Here is an 18,859-nt window from a genome sequence, read left to right as displayed (position 1 = left end):
TCATGGCTAAGCACTTGTTTACTTCTGAATCGGTATCAGAAGGTCATCCAGATAAAATCGCAGACCAAATCTCTGATGCGGTTCTAGATGCCATTTTGGAACAAGATCCAAAAGCACGTGTTGCTTGTGAAACTTACGTAAAAACCGGCATGGTAATGGTCGGCGGTGAGATCACAACATCAGCGTGGGTTGATATCGAAGAACTGACTCGTGAAACTGTGCGTGAAATTGGTTACGTCCACTCAGATATGGGCTTTGACGCTAACTCATGTGCAGTACTGAACACCATCGGTAAGCAGTCTCCAGACATCAACCAAGGTGTTGATAAAACCGATCCTAAAGAACAAGGTGCCGGCGACCAGGGCATCATGTTCGGTTACGCATGTAACGAAACCGAAGTGCTGATGCCAGCGCCAATCACTTACTCTCACCGTCTGGTAGAGCGTCAGGCGAAAGTGCGTAAAAACGGCACTCTGCCATGGTTGCGCCCGGATGCAAAATCACAGGTAACTTTCCAGTACGAGCAAGGCAAAATCGTCGGTATCGATGCGGTTGTTCTGTCAACTCAACACTGTGATTCGATCTCTACTCCAGATCTGCGCGAAGCGGTGATGGAAGAAATCATCAAACCTGTTCTGCCAGCAGAGTGGCTGACCAAAGAAACCAAATACTTCATCAACCCAACCGGCCGTTTCGTTATCGGTGGTCCAATGGGTGACTGTGGTCTGACTGGTCGTAAGATCATCGTTGATACCTACGGCGGCGCAGCTCGTCACGGTGGCGGAGCATTCTCTGGTAAAGATCCATCAAAAGTAGACCGTTCAGCCGCATACGCAGCACGTTACGTAGCGAAAAACATCGTAGCAGCTGGCATGGCAGATCGTTGTGAAATCCAACTGTCTTACGCGATCGGCGTGGCAGATCCAACGTCTATCATGGTAGAAACTTTCGGTACTGAGAAAGTGTCTCACGACATCATTATCGAAGCCGTACGTCAGTTCTTCGACCTGCGTCCTTACGGTCTGCAAGAGATGCTGAACCTGCTGCAACCTATCTATAAGAAGACAGCAGCATACGGTCACTTCGGTCGCGAAGAGTTCCCTTGGGAAGCGACTGACAAAGCAGCTGAACTGCGTGAATTCGCTGGCCTGAAATAAGCCGACCGAATCCTGAAAAAGCCCTTGTCGCGAGACAGGGGCTTTTTTTTTATTTTCATCTTCTCAAACGCTCTTACTGAACAAAATTTATTCAGTAAGTTTGTATTTTCATTGCCGCTCGGCAATAGTTAATAAAGTGTTAATGAGTATAAATTCAAAACCAAGCTCATTAACCCACAACGTAATCACAGTGCGTTGCTGCGTAGCAGGTTGATACCGCGAGCATCGCATCATTCTGTCTCTGCCACCTCGATCAAGGAGGATGTATGCCTCGTACGGTTAACCCATCTGACTTCGACCAGAAGCAAAAAGAAGTCAGCCCTCCGGAGTATGCCCACACGCTGCCATGCAACAAGATCAGCGTGTCGACTCCGTTTCACTGGCTTGCGCTTGGACTCCATGATTTCATCCGCATGCCGTTAATCAGTGCTTTTTATGGTTTATGTTTTATGGCCGCCGCAATTGGTATTGTGCTGCTGGTGCAATGGCAAGGAACCCATCTGGTGATCCTGCCAAGCCTTGTGGTCTACATGCTGATTGGTCCGTTTTTGGCTCTCGGTTTGTACGCCGCCAGTTGGGAACGGGAAAAAGGCCATTCCGCAGGTCTGCTGCACTCCATCAAAGCGATTACGCGTAACTCCAGCTCACAATGGGCTTTTGCCGTCATGCTGGCGGTCGCCATGATATTCTGGATGCGCATCGCCGCACTGCTGCACGCACTCTATCCATCCGTTCAGGGCGCACCAATCACCGACTTCTTACCCTTCTTGGTTATCGGTTCGCTGGTGGGCTTTGTGTTCGCCTGTGTCATCTTCAGCATCTCTGCGTTTTCCATTCCGTTAATGATGGAACGCCGCGTGGATGTCATGACCGCGGTCTTTAGTAGTTTTAACGCCGTGAAATCGAACATTCCAGCCATGATCGTCTGGGCAGGGATCATCTGCGGCGGCCTCCTGATTGGCTTTGCCACCTACGGTATCGGTATGTTATTCACTATGCCAATTCTGGGTTACAGCACCTGGCATGCCTACCACGCTATTATTAAGAAAAAACACAACTCCTAAGGTCTCCAACCTTACTTTGCAAATAGTGTTATGATTGCCTCAACAGTACGTTGAGGCTTTTTTTTGGAGATTTTTCTTGGTCGATTTTGAACTGCAGTACCGCGCTCAAACGCAAATTCAACGCTGTATCGACATCGCATCCCGCCACTTTGGCCGTGCCTTTGCTCAGCCCAAACTCAGCTTTCGTTTACGCGGCAAAGTCGCAGGCAAAGCCTATCTGCAGTTATGGGAAATTCGTCTCAACCCGGTCCTGTTTGCGGAAAACCGTCAGGCCTTTCTGGATGAAGTGATTCCACACGAAATCGCCCACTTGATCACTTATGCCATCTATGGCCGAGTCAGACCTCACGGTGCCGAATGGCAGCAAGTGATGACGCAGGTATTCGCCATTGCTGCCAACACCACGCATCGCTTTTCCGTGGAGTCGGTACAAGGGAAAACTTTTGAATATCTGTGCGCCTGCAATCGTTACCCGCTGTCGATTCGCCGTCATAACAAAGTCCTGCGTAATCAGGCCGTATATCGCTGCCAGCAGTGCCACCAAACGCTAACCTTCACAGGCAACCAACTGTCCTGAGAGCACTCCCTAATCTGTCGCACCGCACTTATGTTGCTGCATGAATGCAACCCCATGCTAGATTTCAGATTTTTGAGTGATAGACTGATAAAAATCATACTAAAACCAGTCTTTACTTATGTTTCGTTTTCGCTTGTTACTCACTGGCAGCCTGTTATTGGCCGCCTCTTTTGCGTGGGCGTCCGCGCCCGCTTCGTTTTCCCAGGCCAAAAAAGAGGCCGTGAAAATTTATCAGGATCATCCGGTCTCCTTTTATTGCGGCTGTGATATTCAATGGCAAGGTAAAAAAGGCACGCCCGATCTGCAAGGTTGCGGCTATCAAGTCCGCAAGCAGAAAACGCGTGCCAGCCGGATTGAATGGGAACATGTAGTTCCTGCCTGGCAGTTCGGCCACCAGTTACAGTGTTGGCAAAAGGGCGGGCGCAAAGAGTGCAGCCGCAACGACACGGAGTTCAAGCGCATGGAAGCGGACCTGCATAACCTGACGCCGGCCATCGGCGAAGTGAACGGCGATCGTTCCAATCTCAATTTCAGCCAGTGGAACGGCACGGACGGCGCCACTTACGGTCAATGCGAAATGCAGGTCAATTTCCAGCAGCGTAAAGTGATGCCGCCGGAACGGGCGCGCGGCGCGATTGCACGCACTTACCTCTACATGAGCGAGGAATATGGTTTTCGTTTGTCCAAGTCCCAGACCCAACTGATGCAGGTGTGGAATCGTCAATATCCGGTCGATAAATGGGAATGCGAACGCGATCAGCGCATTTTCAAGATTCAGGGCAACCACAACCCGTTTGTGCGCCAGCAGTGCCGCAGTTAAACCAATCTAAGGGCAATCATGACATCGCCCTTGTTTTTTTCACTTTGAGCATCCATGTTAGATGCCAGTAAACAGCGCAATTTCAGGAAAAACAGCATGCGAGTTCCCCGTATCTATCATCCGCAACCTATCACTCACCTTGGCCCGTTGGTTTTAAGCGAAGATGCTGCCGGTCATATCGCTCGCGTTCTGCGTATGCAGGAAGGTCAGGAAGTGTTGGTGTTTGACGGCAGCGGCGCGGAGTTTCCGGCCATCATCAGTGAAGCGGGGAAAAAACAGGTCGTGGTTGATCTGGCCGAGCGCATCGAAACTAACCTTGAATCCCCACTTCATCTGCATTTGGGTCAGGTAATTTCGCGCGGTGATAAGATGGAATTCACCATCCAGAAATCCGTCGAGCTTGGCGTCAATACCATTACGCCTCTGCTGTCTGAACGCTGCGGCGTGAAGCTCGATGCCAAACGTTTCGAGAAGAAACTGCAACAGTGGCAGAAGATAGCCATCAGTGCCTGCGAGCAATGCGGCCGCAACGTGGTGCCTGAAATTCGCCCGATCATGACGCTGGAAGAGTGGTGCGCCGAACAAACCGACGCACTGAAACTCAACCTGCACCCACGCGCCAAATATTCGATCAACACCCTTCCGGAGCCAGTGACCAAAGTGCGTCTGCTGATTGGTCCTGAAGGCGGTCTGTCGGCAGAAGAGATCGACATGACCCAGCAATACCACTTTGAAGAGACGCTGCTAGGCCCTCGCGTGCTGCGCACCGAAACCGCAGCCCTTACCGCAATTACAGCCCTGCAAGTTCGTTTCGGCGATCTTGGCTAACGGAGATGAGCAATGATTAAACTCGGTATCGTTATGGACCCGATTTCGTCCATTAACATCAAGAAAGATTCCAGCTTCGCCATGATGCTAGAAGCGCAGCGTCGCGGTTATGAGATTCATTACATGGAGATGAATGATCTACACTTAGATCAAGGCGTCGCCATGGCTGACACCAAAGTCGTCGAACTGAAAGAAGATCCAAACGGCTGGTACGAATTCAAATCGGAACAAACCATCGTGCTGTCTGAACTTGATGCTGTACTGATGCGTAAAGATCCTCCGTTTGATACCGAATACATCTACGCCACCTATATCCTGGAACGTGCGGAAGATGATGGTGCGCTGATCGTAAACAAACCGCAGAGCCTGCGTGACTGTAACGAAAAACTGTTCACCGCTTGGTTCCCGGAACTGACTCCAACCACCATTGTGACCCGCAAAGCAGAGAAAATTAAAGCGTTTCGCGAACAACATGGTGATGTGATCCTGAAACCGCTGGACGGCATGGGTGGCGCATCCATTTTCCGCGTCAAACAAGGCGATCCAAACGTTTCTGTGATCATCGAAACCCTGACTAACCACGGCCAGAATTACTGCATGGCACAAACATTTGTCCCAGACATCAGTAATGGTGACAAGCGTATTCTGGTGGTTGATGGTGAACCAATGCCTTACTGCCTAGCGCGTATTCCGGCACAAGGCGAAACCCGTGGTAATCTGGCGGCCGGTGGACGCGGCGAACCACGTCCACTGAGCGAGACGGATCGCAAGATTGCAGAAACCGTCGCTCCGATACTAAAAGAGAAAGGCTTGATCTTTGTTGGCCTCGACGTTATTGGCGATAAACTGACTGAGATTAACGTAACCAGCCCAACCTGTATTCGCGAAATTGAGGCGGCGTTCGATATCTCAATCACTGGCAAACTCATGGATGCGATCGAGCGTCGCATTAAAGCATTGTCACTGTAAGGAGCATTAGCTCCTGAACGCTAGAAGGTTGGAGACAAGATGAATCTGACGAACCATTTTCTCGTAGCGATGCCCAGCATGAAGGATCCGTACTTCAAGCACAGTGTCATCTACATCTGCGAGCATAACGAAGAAGGCGCGATGGGGCTGATGATCAACGCGCCGATCGATATTACGGTCGGCGGCATGTTGCAGCAGGTGGAAGTCGAACCCGCTTATCCGCAATCACACGAAGACAGCCTGAAACGTCCGGTATTCAACGGTGGGCCGGTATCGGAAGATCGCGGATTTATTCTGCATCGCCCCAAAGATCATTACGAATCCAGCATTCGTATGACCGACGACATTGCCGTCACCACGTCCAAAGACATTCTGACCGTACTCGGCACCGAAGCAGAACCAAGCGGATACATCGTCGCCCTTGGCTACTCTGGCTGGTCTCCGGGCCAGCTGGAAGATGAACTGGCTGAGAACTCCTGGCTGACGATTGAAGCCGATCCGGAGCTGATCTTTAACACGCCAATCCACGAAAAATGGAACAAGGCGATTCAAAAGCTCGGCATTAATCCGCACCAGTTGTCGACCCAGTCCGGCCACGCTTAATTGCAGCAGCGCTTCTCGAAGCGCTGTTTATTTTTACGTTTAGACCCACGAGAAACACCCTATGTCACGTACCATTATGGCGTTTGATTTCGGCACCAAAAGTATCGGCAGCGCAATCGGTCAGGAGATCACTGGCACCGCGTCACCGCTGAAAGCGTTCAAAGCCAATGACGGCATTCCGAATTGGGATGATATTGAAAAACAGATCAAAGAGTGGCAACCGGATCTGTTGGTGGTTGGCCTGCCAACCGATCTGCACGGCAAAGCGCTGGAGAACATCACGCCGCGGGCGAAAAAATTTGCCCAGCGCCTGCATGGCCGTTTTGGTTTGCCGGTTGAACTGCACGATGAGCGCCTCTCAACCACTGAAGCGCGCTCCGAACTGTTCTCGATGGGTGGCTATAGGGCATTGAGCAAAGGCAATGTCGATTGCCAGTCGGCGGTCATCATTCTAGAAAGCTGGTTTGAGAGCTTGTGGAACGAGTAACCCTGTTCCCCCAGCAACGTCCTCTGCGAACACAAAGAAAAACAGCCACTACCGTGGCTGTTTTTTATTCCATGTCGATTTGCACATGATCCAGTGAACCGCTGCTGCTCACATCGCCCCGCTGAGTCTTGAGCATCAAGCGCAGATCGTTGGCCGAATCGGCACAGTGCAGCGCATCCTGTTCGCTGATCTTGTTCTCGACCACCAACTGATACAACGCCTGATCAAAGGTTTGCATGCCGACCTCTTTCGATTTCGCCATGGTGCTTTTCAGCTCATGCAAATCGCCGCGTCGGATGATGTCCGACACCCGTGGACTGTTGAGCAACACTTCAAACACGCCGTGACGTCCCTGGCCGTTTTTATCGCGGATCAGTTGCTGACCGACAACACCTTTGAGGTTCATCGACAGGTCAAACAGAAATTGTTCACGCTGCTCTTTCGGCACCAGATGCAAAATACGCTCAAGCGCTTGGTTGGCGTTGTTGGCGTGCAGAGTTGCCATGCACAAGTGACCGGTTTCGGCGAAGGTCATTGCGTACTCCATGGTTTCACGGCTGCGGATCTCTCCGATCAAAATCATATCCGGCGCCTGGCGTAGCGAGTTCTTCAGCGCCACTTCATAGCTTTCGGTGTCCAATCCCACTTCACGCTGCGTCACGATGCAGCGCTGGTGCTCATGGACAAATTCAATCGGATCTTCGACGGTGAGAATATGCCCGCTGCGGTGCGTGTTGCGATAGCCAGTCATCGCGGCCATGGTGGTCGATTTGCCCGACCCTGTCGCCCCAACCACCAGCACTAAACCGCGTTTGGCAATCGAGAGATCTTTCAGCACCGCTGGCAGTTTGAGTTCATCAAAGGTCGGAATCTGCGTTTCGATGCGGCGAATCACCGCACCGGGTAGCTCGCGCTGAAAAAAGGCGCTGACGCGAAAACGCCCCAAATCACGCACGATGGCAAAGTTAGCTTCACGCGTCGCCAGATAGTCCGCATGGCGCGCTTCATCCATCATCGCAGCCAGCAGCGCGCTGACCTGCGCTTCATCCAGCTTCTCACCCTGCGCGCGCAGTTCACCATCGACCCGGTACAGTACGGGGGCGCCCACAGTAATATATAGATCTGACGCTTTATGCGTCATCATGCCTTGCAGGCACTCCTCGAGTTGCATCGTGTTCTCTCTTAAAACGCGGACATTTCCAGTTCAATTTTCTTCTGCACTTCCGCCGGATCCACCAGCCCCTGAGCGATCAACTGTTTGGCATGCTGCTCCATAGTCTGCATTCCATGGGAGGCGCCAGTCTGAATGATCGAATACATCTGAGCGACTTTGTCTTCGCGAATCAGGTTACGGATAGCAGGCGTCGCCAACATGATTTCATGACACGCCACTCGCCCGCCACCCAGACGTTTGAGCAGCTTCTGCGCAATCACCGCACGCAGCGATTCTGACAACATTGAACGTACCATGTCCTTGTCGCTGCCCGGGAACACATCGATGATGCGGTCAATGGTTTTCGCCGCCGAACTGGTGTGCAGCGTGCCGAACACCAAGTGGCCGGTTTCCGCTGCCGTCAGCGCTAAGCTGATGGTTTCCTGATCGCGCAGCTCACCGACCAGAATCACATCCGGATCTTCACGCAATGCGCTGCGCAGCGCGTTTTTAAAACTGTGGGTATCGCGGTGTACTTCACGCTGGTTGATCAAGCATTTGTTGTTACTGTGCACAAACTCAATCGGATCTTCGATAGTCAGCACATGCTTGTTATGGGTTGCGTTGATGTAATCGACCATCGCCGCCAGCGTGGTTGATTTACCCGAGCCAGTCGGTCCGGTCACCAGCACCAAACCTTTTTCATAATTGGCGATTTTGTGGAAAATTTCCGGAGCCTCAAGCTGGTCCAGAGTCGGGATCACGGTCGGAATGGTACGAAATACCGCAGAAGCGCCGCGCGACTGGTGGAAAGCGTTGACACGAAATCGGCCGATGTCCGGTAACGCAAAGGAAAAGTCCACTTCCAGCTTTTCTTCGTACTCACTGCGCTGGGCATCATTCATAATTTCAAAAATTAATCGATGCACATCAGCGTGTGTAAACGCAGGTACGCCAAGCTTTCTCACTTCACCATCGATGCGTACCATAGGAGGAACACCCGCAGAAAGATGTAGATCTGACGCATTATGCTTTACACTAAATTCCAGTAACTCAGAGATATCCATCTATTTTCCTTAGTAAAGTCTGGCTATGAGTAGTATTCAACAAAATCTTGAACATATCACTTCACAGATCGAAAACGCACAACAAAAGTGTGGCCGTCCTCGAAGCTCTGTGCAACTTCTGGCTGTCAGCAAAACCAAACCGGTCGAGGCCATTCTCGAAGCGGCACAGGCAGGTCAGCGTGCCTTTGGCGAAAACTACGTGCAGGAAGGCTGCGATAAAGTGCAGTTTTTTGCCGAGCATCACCCGGAACTCGATCTCGAATGGCACTTCATCGGCCCGCTGCAGTCCAATAAAACCCGGCAGATCGCCGAGCATTTCGACTGGATGCACACCATTGACCGCGCCAAGATTGCACAGCGCCTGAGTGAGCAGCGCCCCGCTCATTTGCCGCCACTGCAGGTGCTGATTCAAGTCAACACCAGTGGCGAAGCCTCGAAATCCGGCATCAGCGAGAATGATTTATTTACACTTGCAGAATTGATTTCCGGCCTGCCAAACCTCACTTTAAGAGGATTGATGTCCATTCCGGAAAACGTGCCGGACTACCCGTCGCAACTTGCGGCATTTCGCCAACTGGCGGCATTGAAAGACCGGCTGGCCGAAAAATATGACGGCATCGACACGCTGTCGATGGGCATGAGTGGCGACATGGAAGCCGCGATTGAAGCAGGCAGCACGATTGTGCGGATTGGTACGGCGATTTTTGGTCAGCGTGACTACAGTCGCTCGTAACAATGCATCAACCCTATTTTTGATTTGGATGAGATCATGGAACAGAGAACCATCGCCTTTATTGGCGCAGGAAACATGGCGCACGCCATCATTGCAGGCTTAGTGGGCAGCGGCTACCCGGCGCAACACATAATCGCCACCGCACCGTCAGAGACGCGTCGCAAACCATTGGAAGACAACTATGGCATTCGTACCACCAGCGACAACCTGGCTGCGGCAAGCGAAGCTGACGTGGTGGTGCTGGCGGTCAAACCTCAGTTGATGGCGGACGTATGTAAGCCGCTGCAAGTGATCGATTTTTCTAATAAGCTGGTGATTTCCATCGCCGCAGGTGTATCGGTGGAACGTCTCAACGCCATGCTTGGCAGTACACTGAATCTGGTGCGCGTGATGCCAAACACACCATCACTGGTGAATCGCGGCATGGCCGGGCTGTATGCGTCCGCATCCGTGTCTGAAGCCGATAAAGCGTTCACCGCCGAACTGATGGCTGCGGTAGGCAAAGTGTGCTGGGTAGAACAGGAATCCGGCATCAACAGCGTGATTGCGGCCGCGGGCAGCGCTCCGGCGTACTTCTTCCTGTTTATGGAAGCAATGCAAGCCGAAGCGATGGCGCAAGGGTTTGATAAAGAGACCGCGCGCCTGCTGGTGCAACAATCAGCGCTGGGCGCTGCTGAAATGGTGCAAGCCAATCCTGACATCGAACTGTCAACGCTACGCGAACAGGTGACATCGAAAGGCGGCACCACCGCAGAAGCCATCCGTACCTTTAACGAACATCAGTTAACGGACATCGTGGCCAAAGCGATGCGCGCGGCAGTCAGCCGCGCTGAAGAGATGGAAAAATTATTTTAAACTGACGGTCACCCAGTGTTGAGTGACCACCATATGTAGTAAGGGCTTCTTATGAATGCAATGAGTTTTCTAATCTCCACCCTGTTTGATATTTATATCATGGTCGTGATTCTGCGAATCTGGCTACAGGCAGCGCGTGCAGATTTCTACAACCCATTTTCTCAGTTTGTGGTCAAAGCGACGCAACCCGTGGTTGGCCCACTACGTCGTGTGATTCCGTCGATCGGCAGTCTGGATTTAGCCACCGTGCTGTTTGGTTACGTGCTGTGTATTCTAAAATACGTCGCGCTGATCCTGATCGCCTCTCGTGGCGGCGTTGTGTTCAGCGCAGACTTCCTGCTGCTGGGCCTGTTGTCGCTTGTTAAAGCGGCGGGTGGCCTGCTGTTCTGGGTACTGCTGCTGCGTGCGATTCTAAGCTGGGTCAGCCAGGGTCGTAGCCCGGTAGAATACGTATTCCACCAACTTACAGAACCGATGCTGGCACCAATTCGCCGCATTATTCCGGTGATGGGTGGCTTTGATCTGAGCGTGCTGGTGCTGTTTATCGCACTACAGTTTGCCAACTTCCTGATGGGCGATATCATCGGCCCAATCTGGTATCAGCTATAATGAAAGCAGCATGGTTTGAAGGGGACGATCTGCTGCTGCGACTCTATATTCAACCCAAAGCCAGTCGCGACAGCATTGTGGGGTTGCACGGAGATGAACTAAAGGTGGCGATCACCGCACCACCAGTGGACGGAAAAGCCAACGCTCATCTCAGTAAATACCTGGCCAAACAGTGTAAAGTTGCCAAGGGCCTGATCGATATAGAGAAAGGAGAACTGGGGCGTCATAAACAGATACGCATCCATACTCCGGCACAGATTCCGCCCGAAGTTCAAGCCATACTCGACTAAATAGCCAGTTCCCCGCCCTCATATGGTGGGGAATATTTTTTTCAAGAAGGAGAAAACCCATGCGTCAATGGATACTCGCCCTATTGCTCGCTTGTGCCGCGTTACCTGCCAATGCAGAGCAATTGATCAACATTAAGGATGTTGAGGTACACTACTCCGCTTTTAACTCAACGTTTCTGACGCCGCAGGTGGCGAAAAGCTACAAGCTGACCCGTAATGGTTATTCAGCGGTGCTCAACATCAGCGTGCTTGATACCAGCACTGCGGGTAAACCCGCGGTGGAAGCGAAGCTATCGGGTCAGGTGAAGAACCTGATCGGCAACATGCGCGAACTGGAGTTCAGCGAAGTCAAAGAAGGTAATGCGATTTACTATCTGGCAGAATTCCCGATCAGCAATGAAGAAGATCTCAGCTTTGATATTGATGTCAACGCAGGCCTCAAAGGCGCTGGAAAGCTGAGATTCACTCAGAAGTTTTACGTTGAGAAGTAACCTTTAACCGAAAAGAGAGTGCGATGAAGAAGATTGTATTAGCCACCGGAAACCAGGGCAAAGTACGTGAAATGGCCGACCTGTTGGCTGATTTTGGTTTTGATGTGGTCGCACAAAGCGAATTCAATGTCTCTGAGGTGGCCGAAACCGGCACTACCTTTATCGAAAATGCCATCATCAAAGCGCGCCACGCGGCCAAAGAAACGGGTTTACCGGCCATTGCCGATGACTCCGGTCTGGAAGTCGATTACCTTGGCGGCGCACCAGGTGTTTACTCTGCGCGTTACGCGGGTGAGGATGCCTCCGATCAACAAAACCTGGAAAAGCTGCTCGATGCGATGAAAGACGTGCCAGAAGCGCAGCGCAGCGCACGTTTTCACTGCGTATTGGTTCTGATGCGCCATGAGAACGATCCGACGCCGCTGGTTTGCCACGGCAAATGGGAAGGTCGTATCCTGACACAAGCACACGGCAGCAACGGTTTTGGTTACGATCCGATCTTCTTCGTTCCGGAAGAAAACTGCGCATCGGCTCAGCTTGAACCGATGCGTAAAAAGCAGCTGTCGCACCGCGGTCAGGCGCTGAAAAAACTGTTTCAGGCGATTGAAGAGCAAAAGCAGTGATGTTGACTCCTCCGGCACTCAGCCTATACGTACACATACCGTGGTGCGTGCAGAAATGCCCGTATTGCGATTTTAACTCGCATGCTCTCAAAGCCGACATTCCGGAAGAGGAATACATTGATGCGCTGTTGGAAGATCTCGATACCGATATCGAGCGCTACCAGCTGGCGGGCGATCCGCGTCTGCTGCACTCGATCTTCATCGGCGGCGGCACGCCAAGCCTGATCTCGGCCGACGGCATCGGCCGCTTACTGCGCGGAATTGAAGCGCGTATCGCGTTCAAACCCGATATCGAGATCACCATGGAAGCCAACCCGGGCACCATCGAAGCCGAGCGCTTTGTCGGTTATCGCCACGTGGGTGTGACGCGTATTTCGATTGGGGTGCAGAGCTTTGAACCGGAGAAACTCTCTCGTCTGGGGCGTATTCACGGTCGGGACGAAGCCGTCAATGCCGCCAAGCTGGCGCATCAGATTGGCTTAAACAGCTTTAACCTCGATCTGATGCACGGCCTGCCGGATCAGACGTTGGATCAAGCGCTGGCGGATCTCGATCGCGCCATCGAACTCGCGCCACCGCACCTGTCTTGGTATCAGCTCACCATTGAACCGAACACCATGTTCTACTTCAAGCCGCCAACCTTACCGGACGACGATGCGCTGTGGGACATCTTCGATCTCGGCCATCAGAAACTGACCGAGGCAGGTTATGTGCAGTATGAGATTTCGGGGTACAGCAAACCGGGCTATCAGTGTCAGCACAATCTCAACTACTGGCGTTTTGGTGACTACCTGGGTATCGGTTGTGGTTCGCACGGTAAGCTGAGTTTTGCTGACGGACGCATTGTGCGCACCACCAAGGTCAAACACCCGCGCGGTTATCTGGCGGCGTACCAGAACCTGGCGAAGCCTTACCTCGACAGCGAACAACTGGTGGAGGATGTGGATCGTCCGTTTGAGTTCTTCATGAACCGCTTCCGCCTGATTGAACCGTGCCCGAAGGCCGATTTCAGCGCCACTACCGGCCTGCCAATCAGTGTGATTCAACCCACGTTGGACTGGACTATCGAACAGGGTTATCTGAGTGACAATGATACCCACTGGCAGATCACCGAGAAGGGCAAGCTGTTTCTGAACGATCTGTTGGCAGCGTTTATGGCGGAAGAAGATTAACCCGCCATTTGCGTGAAAAAATCAGTATCCAGACTCTGCCACACATGCAGAGCGAAATAGGAATGATAAGGCGCGGCCACAGCAAGAAGCTCTGTTGGGGTCGCGTTTTCTTTTTCCGCAAACAAAGCCAGCCCGCGCTTTAACGAGGCATCACCTTGTGACCATACATTGGGGCGGCCAAAGAAAAAAATGGCAGTCATTTCGGCCGTCCACGGCCCGATGCCCCACAACTGGGTCAAACTGCGAATCAGCTCTTCATCCGTCATCATGGCCAGTTGATGAGTTTCAATCTGCTTGTCTGCCAACGCGCTGCGCACACCGCAAATGGTACGCACTTTAGCATTCGACAATCCGCAGCGGCGCAGTAACGTGCTGTTGGGTTCGGTAAACAGGTCAAACAGCGTCACATCATCGCTGAGCAGCGCTTCAACACGTTGCCAGATGGTTTTTGCCGCCTGATTGGAGAGTTGCTGGCCCGCAACGGAACGAGCCAGATAAGGAAAGAACAGCGCTTCAGGTTGCAGGTTCAGCGATTGCACACCATTGGTAGCAATCGCTTGATTGAGCAACGTATAGGGCTGCGTCGCGTTGAGCAGAGTCTGATGAATCTGGTGTGACATGTCCTTCGTCATAATCCCCGTCCCTGACAACCTGTCGTGAGCCTAGAAAATAGAGCGACCGATCCGCTGCGCGAGTAGCTCGAGAGCTTTGGTGCCTGCCAGCGAGTTGCCGGACGGATCCAGCTCTGGCGACCAGACCGCGATGGTCATTTCGCCCGGCACGATGGCGATAATGCCACCGCCCACGCCGGATTTGCCCGGCATACCGACCCGATAAGCAAACTCACCAGCACCGTCATACAGACCGCAGGTGGCAAGCAGCGCATTAATCTGTTTGCTTTGCGTGGCCGTGATCACCGGCTCTTGCGTCAGCACAGACACACCTTTGTTGGCCAGATAGCTGAAGGTTTTCGCCAGCTCGACACAACTCATTTTCAGCGCACAGGCGTGAAAATAGTTGGCCAGAACCGGCAGCACTTCGTTATCAAAGTTGCCAAATGAGCGCATCAGATAGGCAATCGCCGCATTGCGGTCGCTGTGCTGCATTTCCGAGTTCGCCACCACTTTATCGTAGATGATCTGCTCTTCGCCGCACAGTTGGCGCACAAATTCCAGCAAACGCTGACGCGGTGCCGATAATCGGCTGTGCAGCATATCTGCCACCACAATCGCGCCTGCATTGATGAAGGGATTGCGAGGAATGCCCTGCTCCATTTCAAGCTGAATCAAGGAGTTGAACGCTTGTCCGGATGGCTCTTTGCCCACCCGGCTCCACAGTTCTTCCGGTTGATACAAGCCCATGGCGAGCGTCAGGCTCAGCGCTTTAGAGATCGACTGAATGGAAAATCCTTCCTCAGCATCTCCGGCTGTGATCACTTCACCCTGATTGGTGTAGACCGCAATCCCCAGTTTATAATTCGGCACTTCTGCCAGTGCCGGTATGTAATCCGCGACTTTTCCTTGTCCGATCAGTGGGCGAACTTCATCCAATATGCTCGCCAGTAATTCTGGTGTCGGTTTCATTGTGTCGGCTTTACTTTCTTATTGTTATCGTCCCTATTCCAGCAGAGCACGCCATATCCGCGGCGATTTCCTGAGGAATACAGTCAAAAAAGCCAACATTGCAGCAATGTTGGCTTTCGTTCACGTTACGTGCCGGGCTAGTATCTGCCGCCCGGCCGCGGCTTGTCCAGTATTAACTGATGCGTTTGTATTTGATGTCCCAAACGCCGTGTCCCAGACGATGGCCACGCTGTTCAAACTTAGTCAGCGGACGCTCTTCAGGGCGCGGAACGAAGTCACCCTCTTGCGCGATGTTCTCGAAACCCGGCGCTTGATTCATCACTTCGATCATGTGTTCTGCGTAGTTTTCCCAGTCGGTCGCCATGTGGAATACGCCTTCACCCAGCATAAGCTTCTGGCGTACCATTTCAGCAAACTCAAGCTGAACGATGCGACGCTTATGGTGACGTTTCTTATGCCATGGGTCAGGGAAAAACAGTTGCAACGTGGCCAGACTGCTGTCTGGAATCATGTTGGCAAACACTTCCACTGCATCGTGACACATTACGCGCAGGTTAGTGATACCTGCTTCACGGGCAGACGCCAGACAAGCACCCACGCCCGGGCTGTGCACTTCGATACCGAAGAAATTTTTCTCGGGTGCGTTTTTCGCCATTTCAACCAGTGAGGCGCCCATACCAAAGCCGATTTCCAGTACCACAGGATTGTTGTTGCCAAACACCTGCTGCCAGTCAAGCAGACCATCCTGATAATCAATTCCCATCGTTGGCCAGCACTCTTTCATCGCTGCTTCCTGACCTTTCGTCAGGCGGCCTTCACGACGCACGAAACTGCGGATTTTACGCACAATTTTGCCGTCTTCGGTGAACTCGTTTTTGGTTACTTCAGTCATTGGTATTGCCTGTTCAATTTTTAGTCTCGACTCAAAGGGCTTGTGATTATCCAAAGAATTGCTTTGGGCGCAAGTGTTATTGTCGTCGAACGCCACTCCCGAGCAACGTGAGTTGGCGCTAAGTGCTTATCCCATCAACAAACACACTTCATTGCCTGCGCTCACCACGCTCTGAACCTTGCTCAACGAGGATGTTAATCGCGTGGCGATTTTGATCATATGTTTTACATCCTCGCCATTCTATGGTGCAATTTTGCCCCATAATTCCAATCAATATAGAGCAAGTTGTGACTCCTTTCGCTAAGGCAATTCTTACCTGGTATGACGCATACGGGCGCAAAAACCTGCCGTGGCAGCAGAACAAAACCGCATACAGTGTCTGGCTGTCGGAAATCATGCTGCAACAGACTCAGGTAGCGACCGTAATCCCTTACTACCAACGATTTATGCAGCGTTTCCCTACCGTAACCGATCTCGCCAGCGCCGAGCAGGATGAAGTGCTGCACTATTGGACAGGCTTAGGTTATTACGCCCGAGCGCGCAATCTACACAAAGCGGCCAAAATCGTTGCTGAGCAGTATCAGGGCGAGTTTCCAACCGATATTGAGCAAATGAATGCCCTGCCCGGCGTTGGCCGTTCAACGGCAGCAGCCGTACTCTCTTCGGTGCATAAACAGCCTCACGCGATTTTGGATGGGAATGTGAAACGTACTCTGGCGCGCAGCTTTGCGGTTGAAGGCTGGCCGGGACAAAAGAAAGTCGAAAATCAGCTGTGGCAACACGCAGAAGCTAACACGCCGCAATCAGATGTCGATAAATACAACCAGGCGATGATGGACATGGGCGCGATGATCTGTACCCGATCTAAGCCCAAATGCACCCTGTGCCCAATCGCAGAGATGTGCGTAGCCAATAAGCAAGGCAACCCGATCGATTATCCGGGCAAAAAGCCTAAAAGCGAAAAACCGGTCAAAGAGACCTGGTTTGTGATGCTGCATCACGGCGAAGATGTGTGGCTTGAACAACGCCCGCAAAGCGGAATCTGGGGCGGCCTGTTCTGTTTTCCGGAACACAGCGATGCGGCGATTGAATACGCGCTCGATAAGCGTGGCATTGGCGAAAAACAGGTGTTGTCGCAGAAACCACTGATCGCATTTCGCCATACATTCAGTCACTATCATCTCGACATTACACCGATTTTGCTGGAATTGTCCGGCAAACCCGACATCATCATGGAAGCCAACAAAGGTCTTTGGTATAACTTAAGCCAACCTGAAGAAATCGGCTTAGCTGCTCCGGTGAAGCAGCTATTGCAAAGTCTTCCGTACGAAATTCACACGAAAAAAAATTAAAGAGGAAGTCATTATGAGCCGCACTGTATTTTGTGTTCGATTACAAAAAGAAGCGGATGGCCTGGATTTTCAACTCTATCCGGGCGAGTTGGGCAAGCGTATTTTCGACAACATCTCGAAAGAAGCCTGGGCGCAATGGCAAACCAAGCAAACCATGTTGATCAACGAGAAGAAGCTCAACATGATGGATCCTGAGCACCGTAAACTGCTTGAGCAAGAGATGGTGAACTTCTTGTTTGAGGGGAAAGACGTTCATATCGAAGGCTACACGCCACCAAGCCAATAACAGAACACCTGTTATTGGTAAGGTTATTACGAAAGACATCATCACCTTCTGGTATGATGTCTTTTTTGTATCTGACCCCTCACCCAACCATCGCCGGGGAGCGCATGAGAAAGTTAGTCTATTGCTTTGCCGCCATACTGCTAGTGGGTTGCAGTCGTGAATTCGTCGAAAGTATTTATGACGTCAACTATGAGCCGACCAACCGTTTTGCGAAAAACTTGGCTCAGTTGCCTGGTCAGTTCGAAAAAGACACCGCCGCACTTGATGCACTGATCAACAGTTTCTCTGGCAACATCGAGAAACGTTGGGGAAGCCGCGAAGTAAAAATTGCTGGCAAAAGCAATTACGTCAAATACATCGATAACTACCTCAGCCGCGCGGAAGTCAACTTCAGCGACGGTAAAATCATCATTGAAACCGTCTCGCCGACCGATCCTAAAGGCCATTTGAAAGAGGCGATCATCACTACCCTGCTCACGCCCGACGATCCGGCGCACGTTGATCTGTTCTCGTCCAAAAACATCGAACTCAAAGGCCAGCCATTCCTTTATCGTCAGGTGGTGGATCAGGAAAATCAGCCTATTCAGTGGAGCTGGCGTGCCAACCGCTTTGCCGATTATCTGATCGCCAATCAGCTCAAAGTGAAGCAAGTCGATTTCAAAAAAGCCTATTACGTCGAAATTCCGATGGTGGCGGATCAGATTCAGATTCGCAGCTATCAGTACGCCGATATCGTGCAGCGCGCTTCGCATAAATACGGCATTCCGGAAGATTTGATCTATGCGATCATCAAAACTGAAAGCAGCTTTAACCCATATGCGGTGAGCTGGGCCAACGCGTATGGTCTGATGCAGGTTGTGCCGAAAACAGCCGGGCGCGATGTCTTTAAGCTGGTCAAAAACCGTTCCGGAGAGCCGACACCGGAATATCTGTTTAACCCGGAAAACAACATTGATACCGGCACCGCGTATTTCTACATTCTGAAAAATCGCTATCTGCGCGATGTGCAAAATCCCACTTCGCTCGAATACAGCATGATTTCGGCCTACAACGGCGGGACGGGCGGCGTGTTAAATACGTTCAGTCGTGACCGACAGCGAGCAATGAGAGACTTAAATGCGCTGCAACCGAACCAAGTTTATTGGGCATTAACCAAAAAACATCCGAATGCCGAATCACGCCGTTATCTGGAAAAAGTGACCCAATTTAAGAAAGAATTTAACGCAGGTTGAGAAAAAACAATCAGTT

At 51.7% G+C, this 18,859-nt stretch carries 23 protein-coding genes; 18 read left to right on the top strand and 5 right to left on the bottom strand.

Annotated elements, in window-relative coordinates; translation table 11 throughout:
* Positions 1–2 precede the first annotated feature (2 nt).
* The 8 genes from metK to ruvX all read left to right on the top strand — a co-directional run bounded on the left by metK (position 3) and on the right by ruvX (position 6,505).
* Entirely contained in the window at positions 3–1,157 is a 1,155-nt protein-coding gene (metK, locus tag LGV68_RS10460) for a methionine adenosyltransferase (RefSeq protein WP_044366730.1), read from the top strand.
* Between the two features lie 266 nt (positions 1,158–1,423).
* On the top strand, positions 1,424–2,221 hold the full coding sequence (locus tag LGV68_RS10455; RefSeq protein ID WP_047460058.1) for a DUF2189 domain-containing protein: 798 nt from the start codon (positions 1,424–1,426) through the stop codon (positions 2,219–2,221).
* 76 nt (positions 2,222–2,297) lie between these two features.
* Positions 2,298–2,798, top strand: coding sequence for a SprT family zinc-dependent metalloprotease (locus tag LGV68_RS10450; protein ID WP_055453047.1), 501 nt, complete (start codon positions 2,298–2,300; stop codon positions 2,796–2,798).
* A 118-nt stretch (positions 2,799–2,916) separates the two neighbouring features.
* Positions 2,917–3,618, top strand: coding sequence for an endonuclease I family protein (locus tag LGV68_RS10445; protein WP_165880102.1), 702 nt, complete (start codon positions 2,917–2,919; stop codon positions 3,616–3,618).
* Positions 3,619–3,714: 96 nt separating this feature from the next.
* Positions 3,715–4,446 carry a 16S rRNA (uracil(1498)-N(3))-methyltransferase gene (rsmE, locus tag LGV68_RS10440; protein ID WP_032080467.1) on the top strand — a complete coding sequence of 244 codons (732 nt, stop codon included), beginning with the start codon at positions 3,715–3,717 and terminating at the stop codon, positions 4,444–4,446.
* A gap of 12 nt (positions 4,447–4,458) precedes the next feature.
* Positions 4,459–5,415 (top strand): glutathione synthase, encoded by a 957-nt coding sequence (gene gshB / locus LGV68_RS10435; RefSeq protein WP_024374566.1) that lies wholly within the window; start codon positions 4,459–4,461, stop codon positions 5,413–5,415.
* Positions 5,416–5,454: 39 nt separating this feature from the next.
* A complete protein-coding gene (locus LGV68_RS10430; RefSeq protein WP_032080468.1) occupies positions 5,455–6,018 on the top strand; it encodes a YqgE/AlgH family protein in 564 nt (187 codons plus the stop codon).
* A 61-nt stretch (positions 6,019–6,079) separates the two neighbouring features.
* Positions 6,080–6,505 (top strand): Holliday junction resolvase RuvX, encoded by a 426-nt coding sequence (ruvX, locus tag LGV68_RS10425; protein WP_252536696.1) that lies wholly within the window; start codon positions 6,080–6,082, stop codon positions 6,503–6,505.
* Between the two features lie 64 nt (positions 6,506–6,569).
* On the opposite strand, the gene LGV68_RS10420 is transcribed toward ruvX, so the two are convergent.
* A complete protein-coding gene (locus LGV68_RS10420) occupies positions 6,570–7,676 on the bottom strand; it encodes a PilT/PilU family type 4a pilus ATPase (RefSeq protein WP_055453048.1) in 1,107 nt (368 codons plus the stop codon).
* Between the two features lie 11 nt (positions 7,677–7,687).
* On the bottom strand, positions 7,688–8,725 hold the full coding sequence (locus LGV68_RS10415; protein ID WP_024374563.1) for a type IV pilus twitching motility protein PilT: 1,038 nt from the start codon (positions 8,723–8,725) through the stop codon (positions 7,688–7,690).
* A 25-nt stretch (positions 8,726–8,750) separates the two neighbouring features.
* Here LGV68_RS10415 and LGV68_RS10410 point away from each other — a divergent pair, with 25 nt between their 5' ends.
* Genes LGV68_RS10410 through hemW form a run of 7 tightly spaced genes read left to right on the top strand, consistent with a single transcriptional unit; the run spans position 8,751 to position 13,498 of the window.
* Positions 8,751–9,458: a YggS family pyridoxal phosphate-dependent enzyme gene (locus LGV68_RS10410; protein WP_154184781.1), complete on the top strand. Its 708-nt coding sequence runs from the start codon at positions 8,751–8,753 to the stop codon at positions 9,456–9,458.
* A gap of 36 nt (positions 9,459–9,494) precedes the next feature.
* Positions 9,495–10,313: a pyrroline-5-carboxylate reductase gene (gene proC / locus LGV68_RS10405; RefSeq protein ID WP_158142400.1), complete on the top strand. Its 819-nt coding sequence runs from the start codon at positions 9,495–9,497 to the stop codon at positions 10,311–10,313.
* A 51-nt stretch (positions 10,314–10,364) separates the two neighbouring features.
* A complete protein-coding gene (locus LGV68_RS10400; RefSeq protein WP_024374560.1) occupies positions 10,365–10,922 on the top strand; it encodes a YggT family protein in 558 nt (185 codons plus the stop codon).
* The gene (yggU, locus tag LGV68_RS10395) at positions 10,922–11,212 is read left to right on the top strand and encodes a DUF167 family protein YggU (protein WP_024374559.1); all 291 of its coding nucleotides are present in this window, start codon (positions 10,922–10,924) and stop codon (positions 11,210–11,212) included. The genes LGV68_RS10400 and yggU overlap by 1 nt, the downstream gene beginning before the upstream one ends.
* Before the next feature lie 59 nt (positions 11,213–11,271).
* Positions 11,272–11,703, top strand: coding sequence for a DUF4426 domain-containing protein (locus tag LGV68_RS10390; RefSeq protein WP_024374558.1), 432 nt, complete (start codon positions 11,272–11,274; stop codon positions 11,701–11,703).
* Between the two features lie 23 nt (positions 11,704–11,726).
* A complete protein-coding gene (locus LGV68_RS10385) occupies positions 11,727–12,326 on the top strand; it encodes an XTP/dITP diphosphatase (RefSeq protein WP_024374557.1) in 600 nt (199 codons plus the stop codon).
* A complete protein-coding gene (gene hemW / locus LGV68_RS10380) occupies positions 12,326–13,498 on the top strand; it encodes a radical SAM family heme chaperone HemW (protein ID WP_252536753.1) in 1,173 nt (390 codons plus the stop codon). The genes LGV68_RS10385 and hemW overlap by 1 nt, the downstream gene beginning before the upstream one ends.
* Here the strand turns inward: hemW and LGV68_RS10375 are convergent.
* The 3 genes from LGV68_RS10375 to trmB all read right to left on the bottom strand — a co-directional run bounded on the left by LGV68_RS10375 (position 13,495) and on the right by trmB (position 15,973).
* Positions 13,495–14,130 (bottom strand): DNA-3-methyladenine glycosylase 2 family protein, encoded by a 636-nt coding sequence (locus tag LGV68_RS10375; protein ID WP_203344997.1) that lies wholly within the window; start codon positions 14,128–14,130, stop codon positions 13,495–13,497. The two genes, hemW and LGV68_RS10375, sit on opposite strands and share 4 nt — an antisense overlap.
* A gap of 30 nt (positions 14,131–14,160) precedes the next feature.
* Entirely contained in the window at positions 14,161–15,081 is a 921-nt protein-coding gene (glsB, locus tag LGV68_RS10370) for a glutaminase B (protein WP_024374554.1), read from the bottom strand.
* Between the two features lie 172 nt (positions 15,082–15,253).
* Positions 15,254–15,973: a tRNA (guanosine(46)-N7)-methyltransferase TrmB gene (gene trmB / locus LGV68_RS10365; RefSeq protein ID WP_024374553.1), complete on the bottom strand. Its 720-nt coding sequence runs from the start codon at positions 15,971–15,973 to the stop codon at positions 15,254–15,256.
* Positions 15,974–16,260: 287 nt separating this feature from the next.
* Between trmB and mutY the strand changes: the two genes are divergently transcribed.
* The 3 genes from mutY (at position 16,261) to mltC (ending at position 18,843) form a co-directional block, all read left to right on the top strand.
* Complete coding sequence (gene mutY / locus LGV68_RS10360) at positions 16,261–17,325, top strand: A/G-specific adenine glycosylase (protein ID WP_158146894.1); 1,065 nt, start codon at positions 16,261–16,263, stop codon at positions 17,323–17,325.
* A gap of 13 nt (positions 17,326–17,338) precedes the next feature.
* Entirely contained in the window at positions 17,339–17,611 is a 273-nt protein-coding gene (locus LGV68_RS10355) for an oxidative damage protection protein (RefSeq protein WP_032080478.1), read from the top strand.
* A gap of 104 nt (positions 17,612–17,715) precedes the next feature.
* Positions 17,716–18,843 carry a membrane-bound lytic murein transglycosylase MltC gene (gene mltC / locus LGV68_RS10350; RefSeq protein WP_055453057.1) on the top strand — a complete coding sequence of 376 codons (1,128 nt, stop codon included), beginning with the start codon at positions 17,716–17,718 and terminating at the stop codon, positions 18,841–18,843.
* Positions 18,844–18,859 lie beyond the last annotated feature (16 nt).

The sequence above is a fragment of the Vibrio sp. LQ2 genome (assembly GCF_023920125.1).
GTDB lineage: Bacteria > Pseudomonadota > Gammaproteobacteria > Enterobacterales > Vibrionaceae > Vibrio > Vibrio fluvialis.
This window is presented reverse-complemented; position numbering and strand designations above follow the sequence as displayed.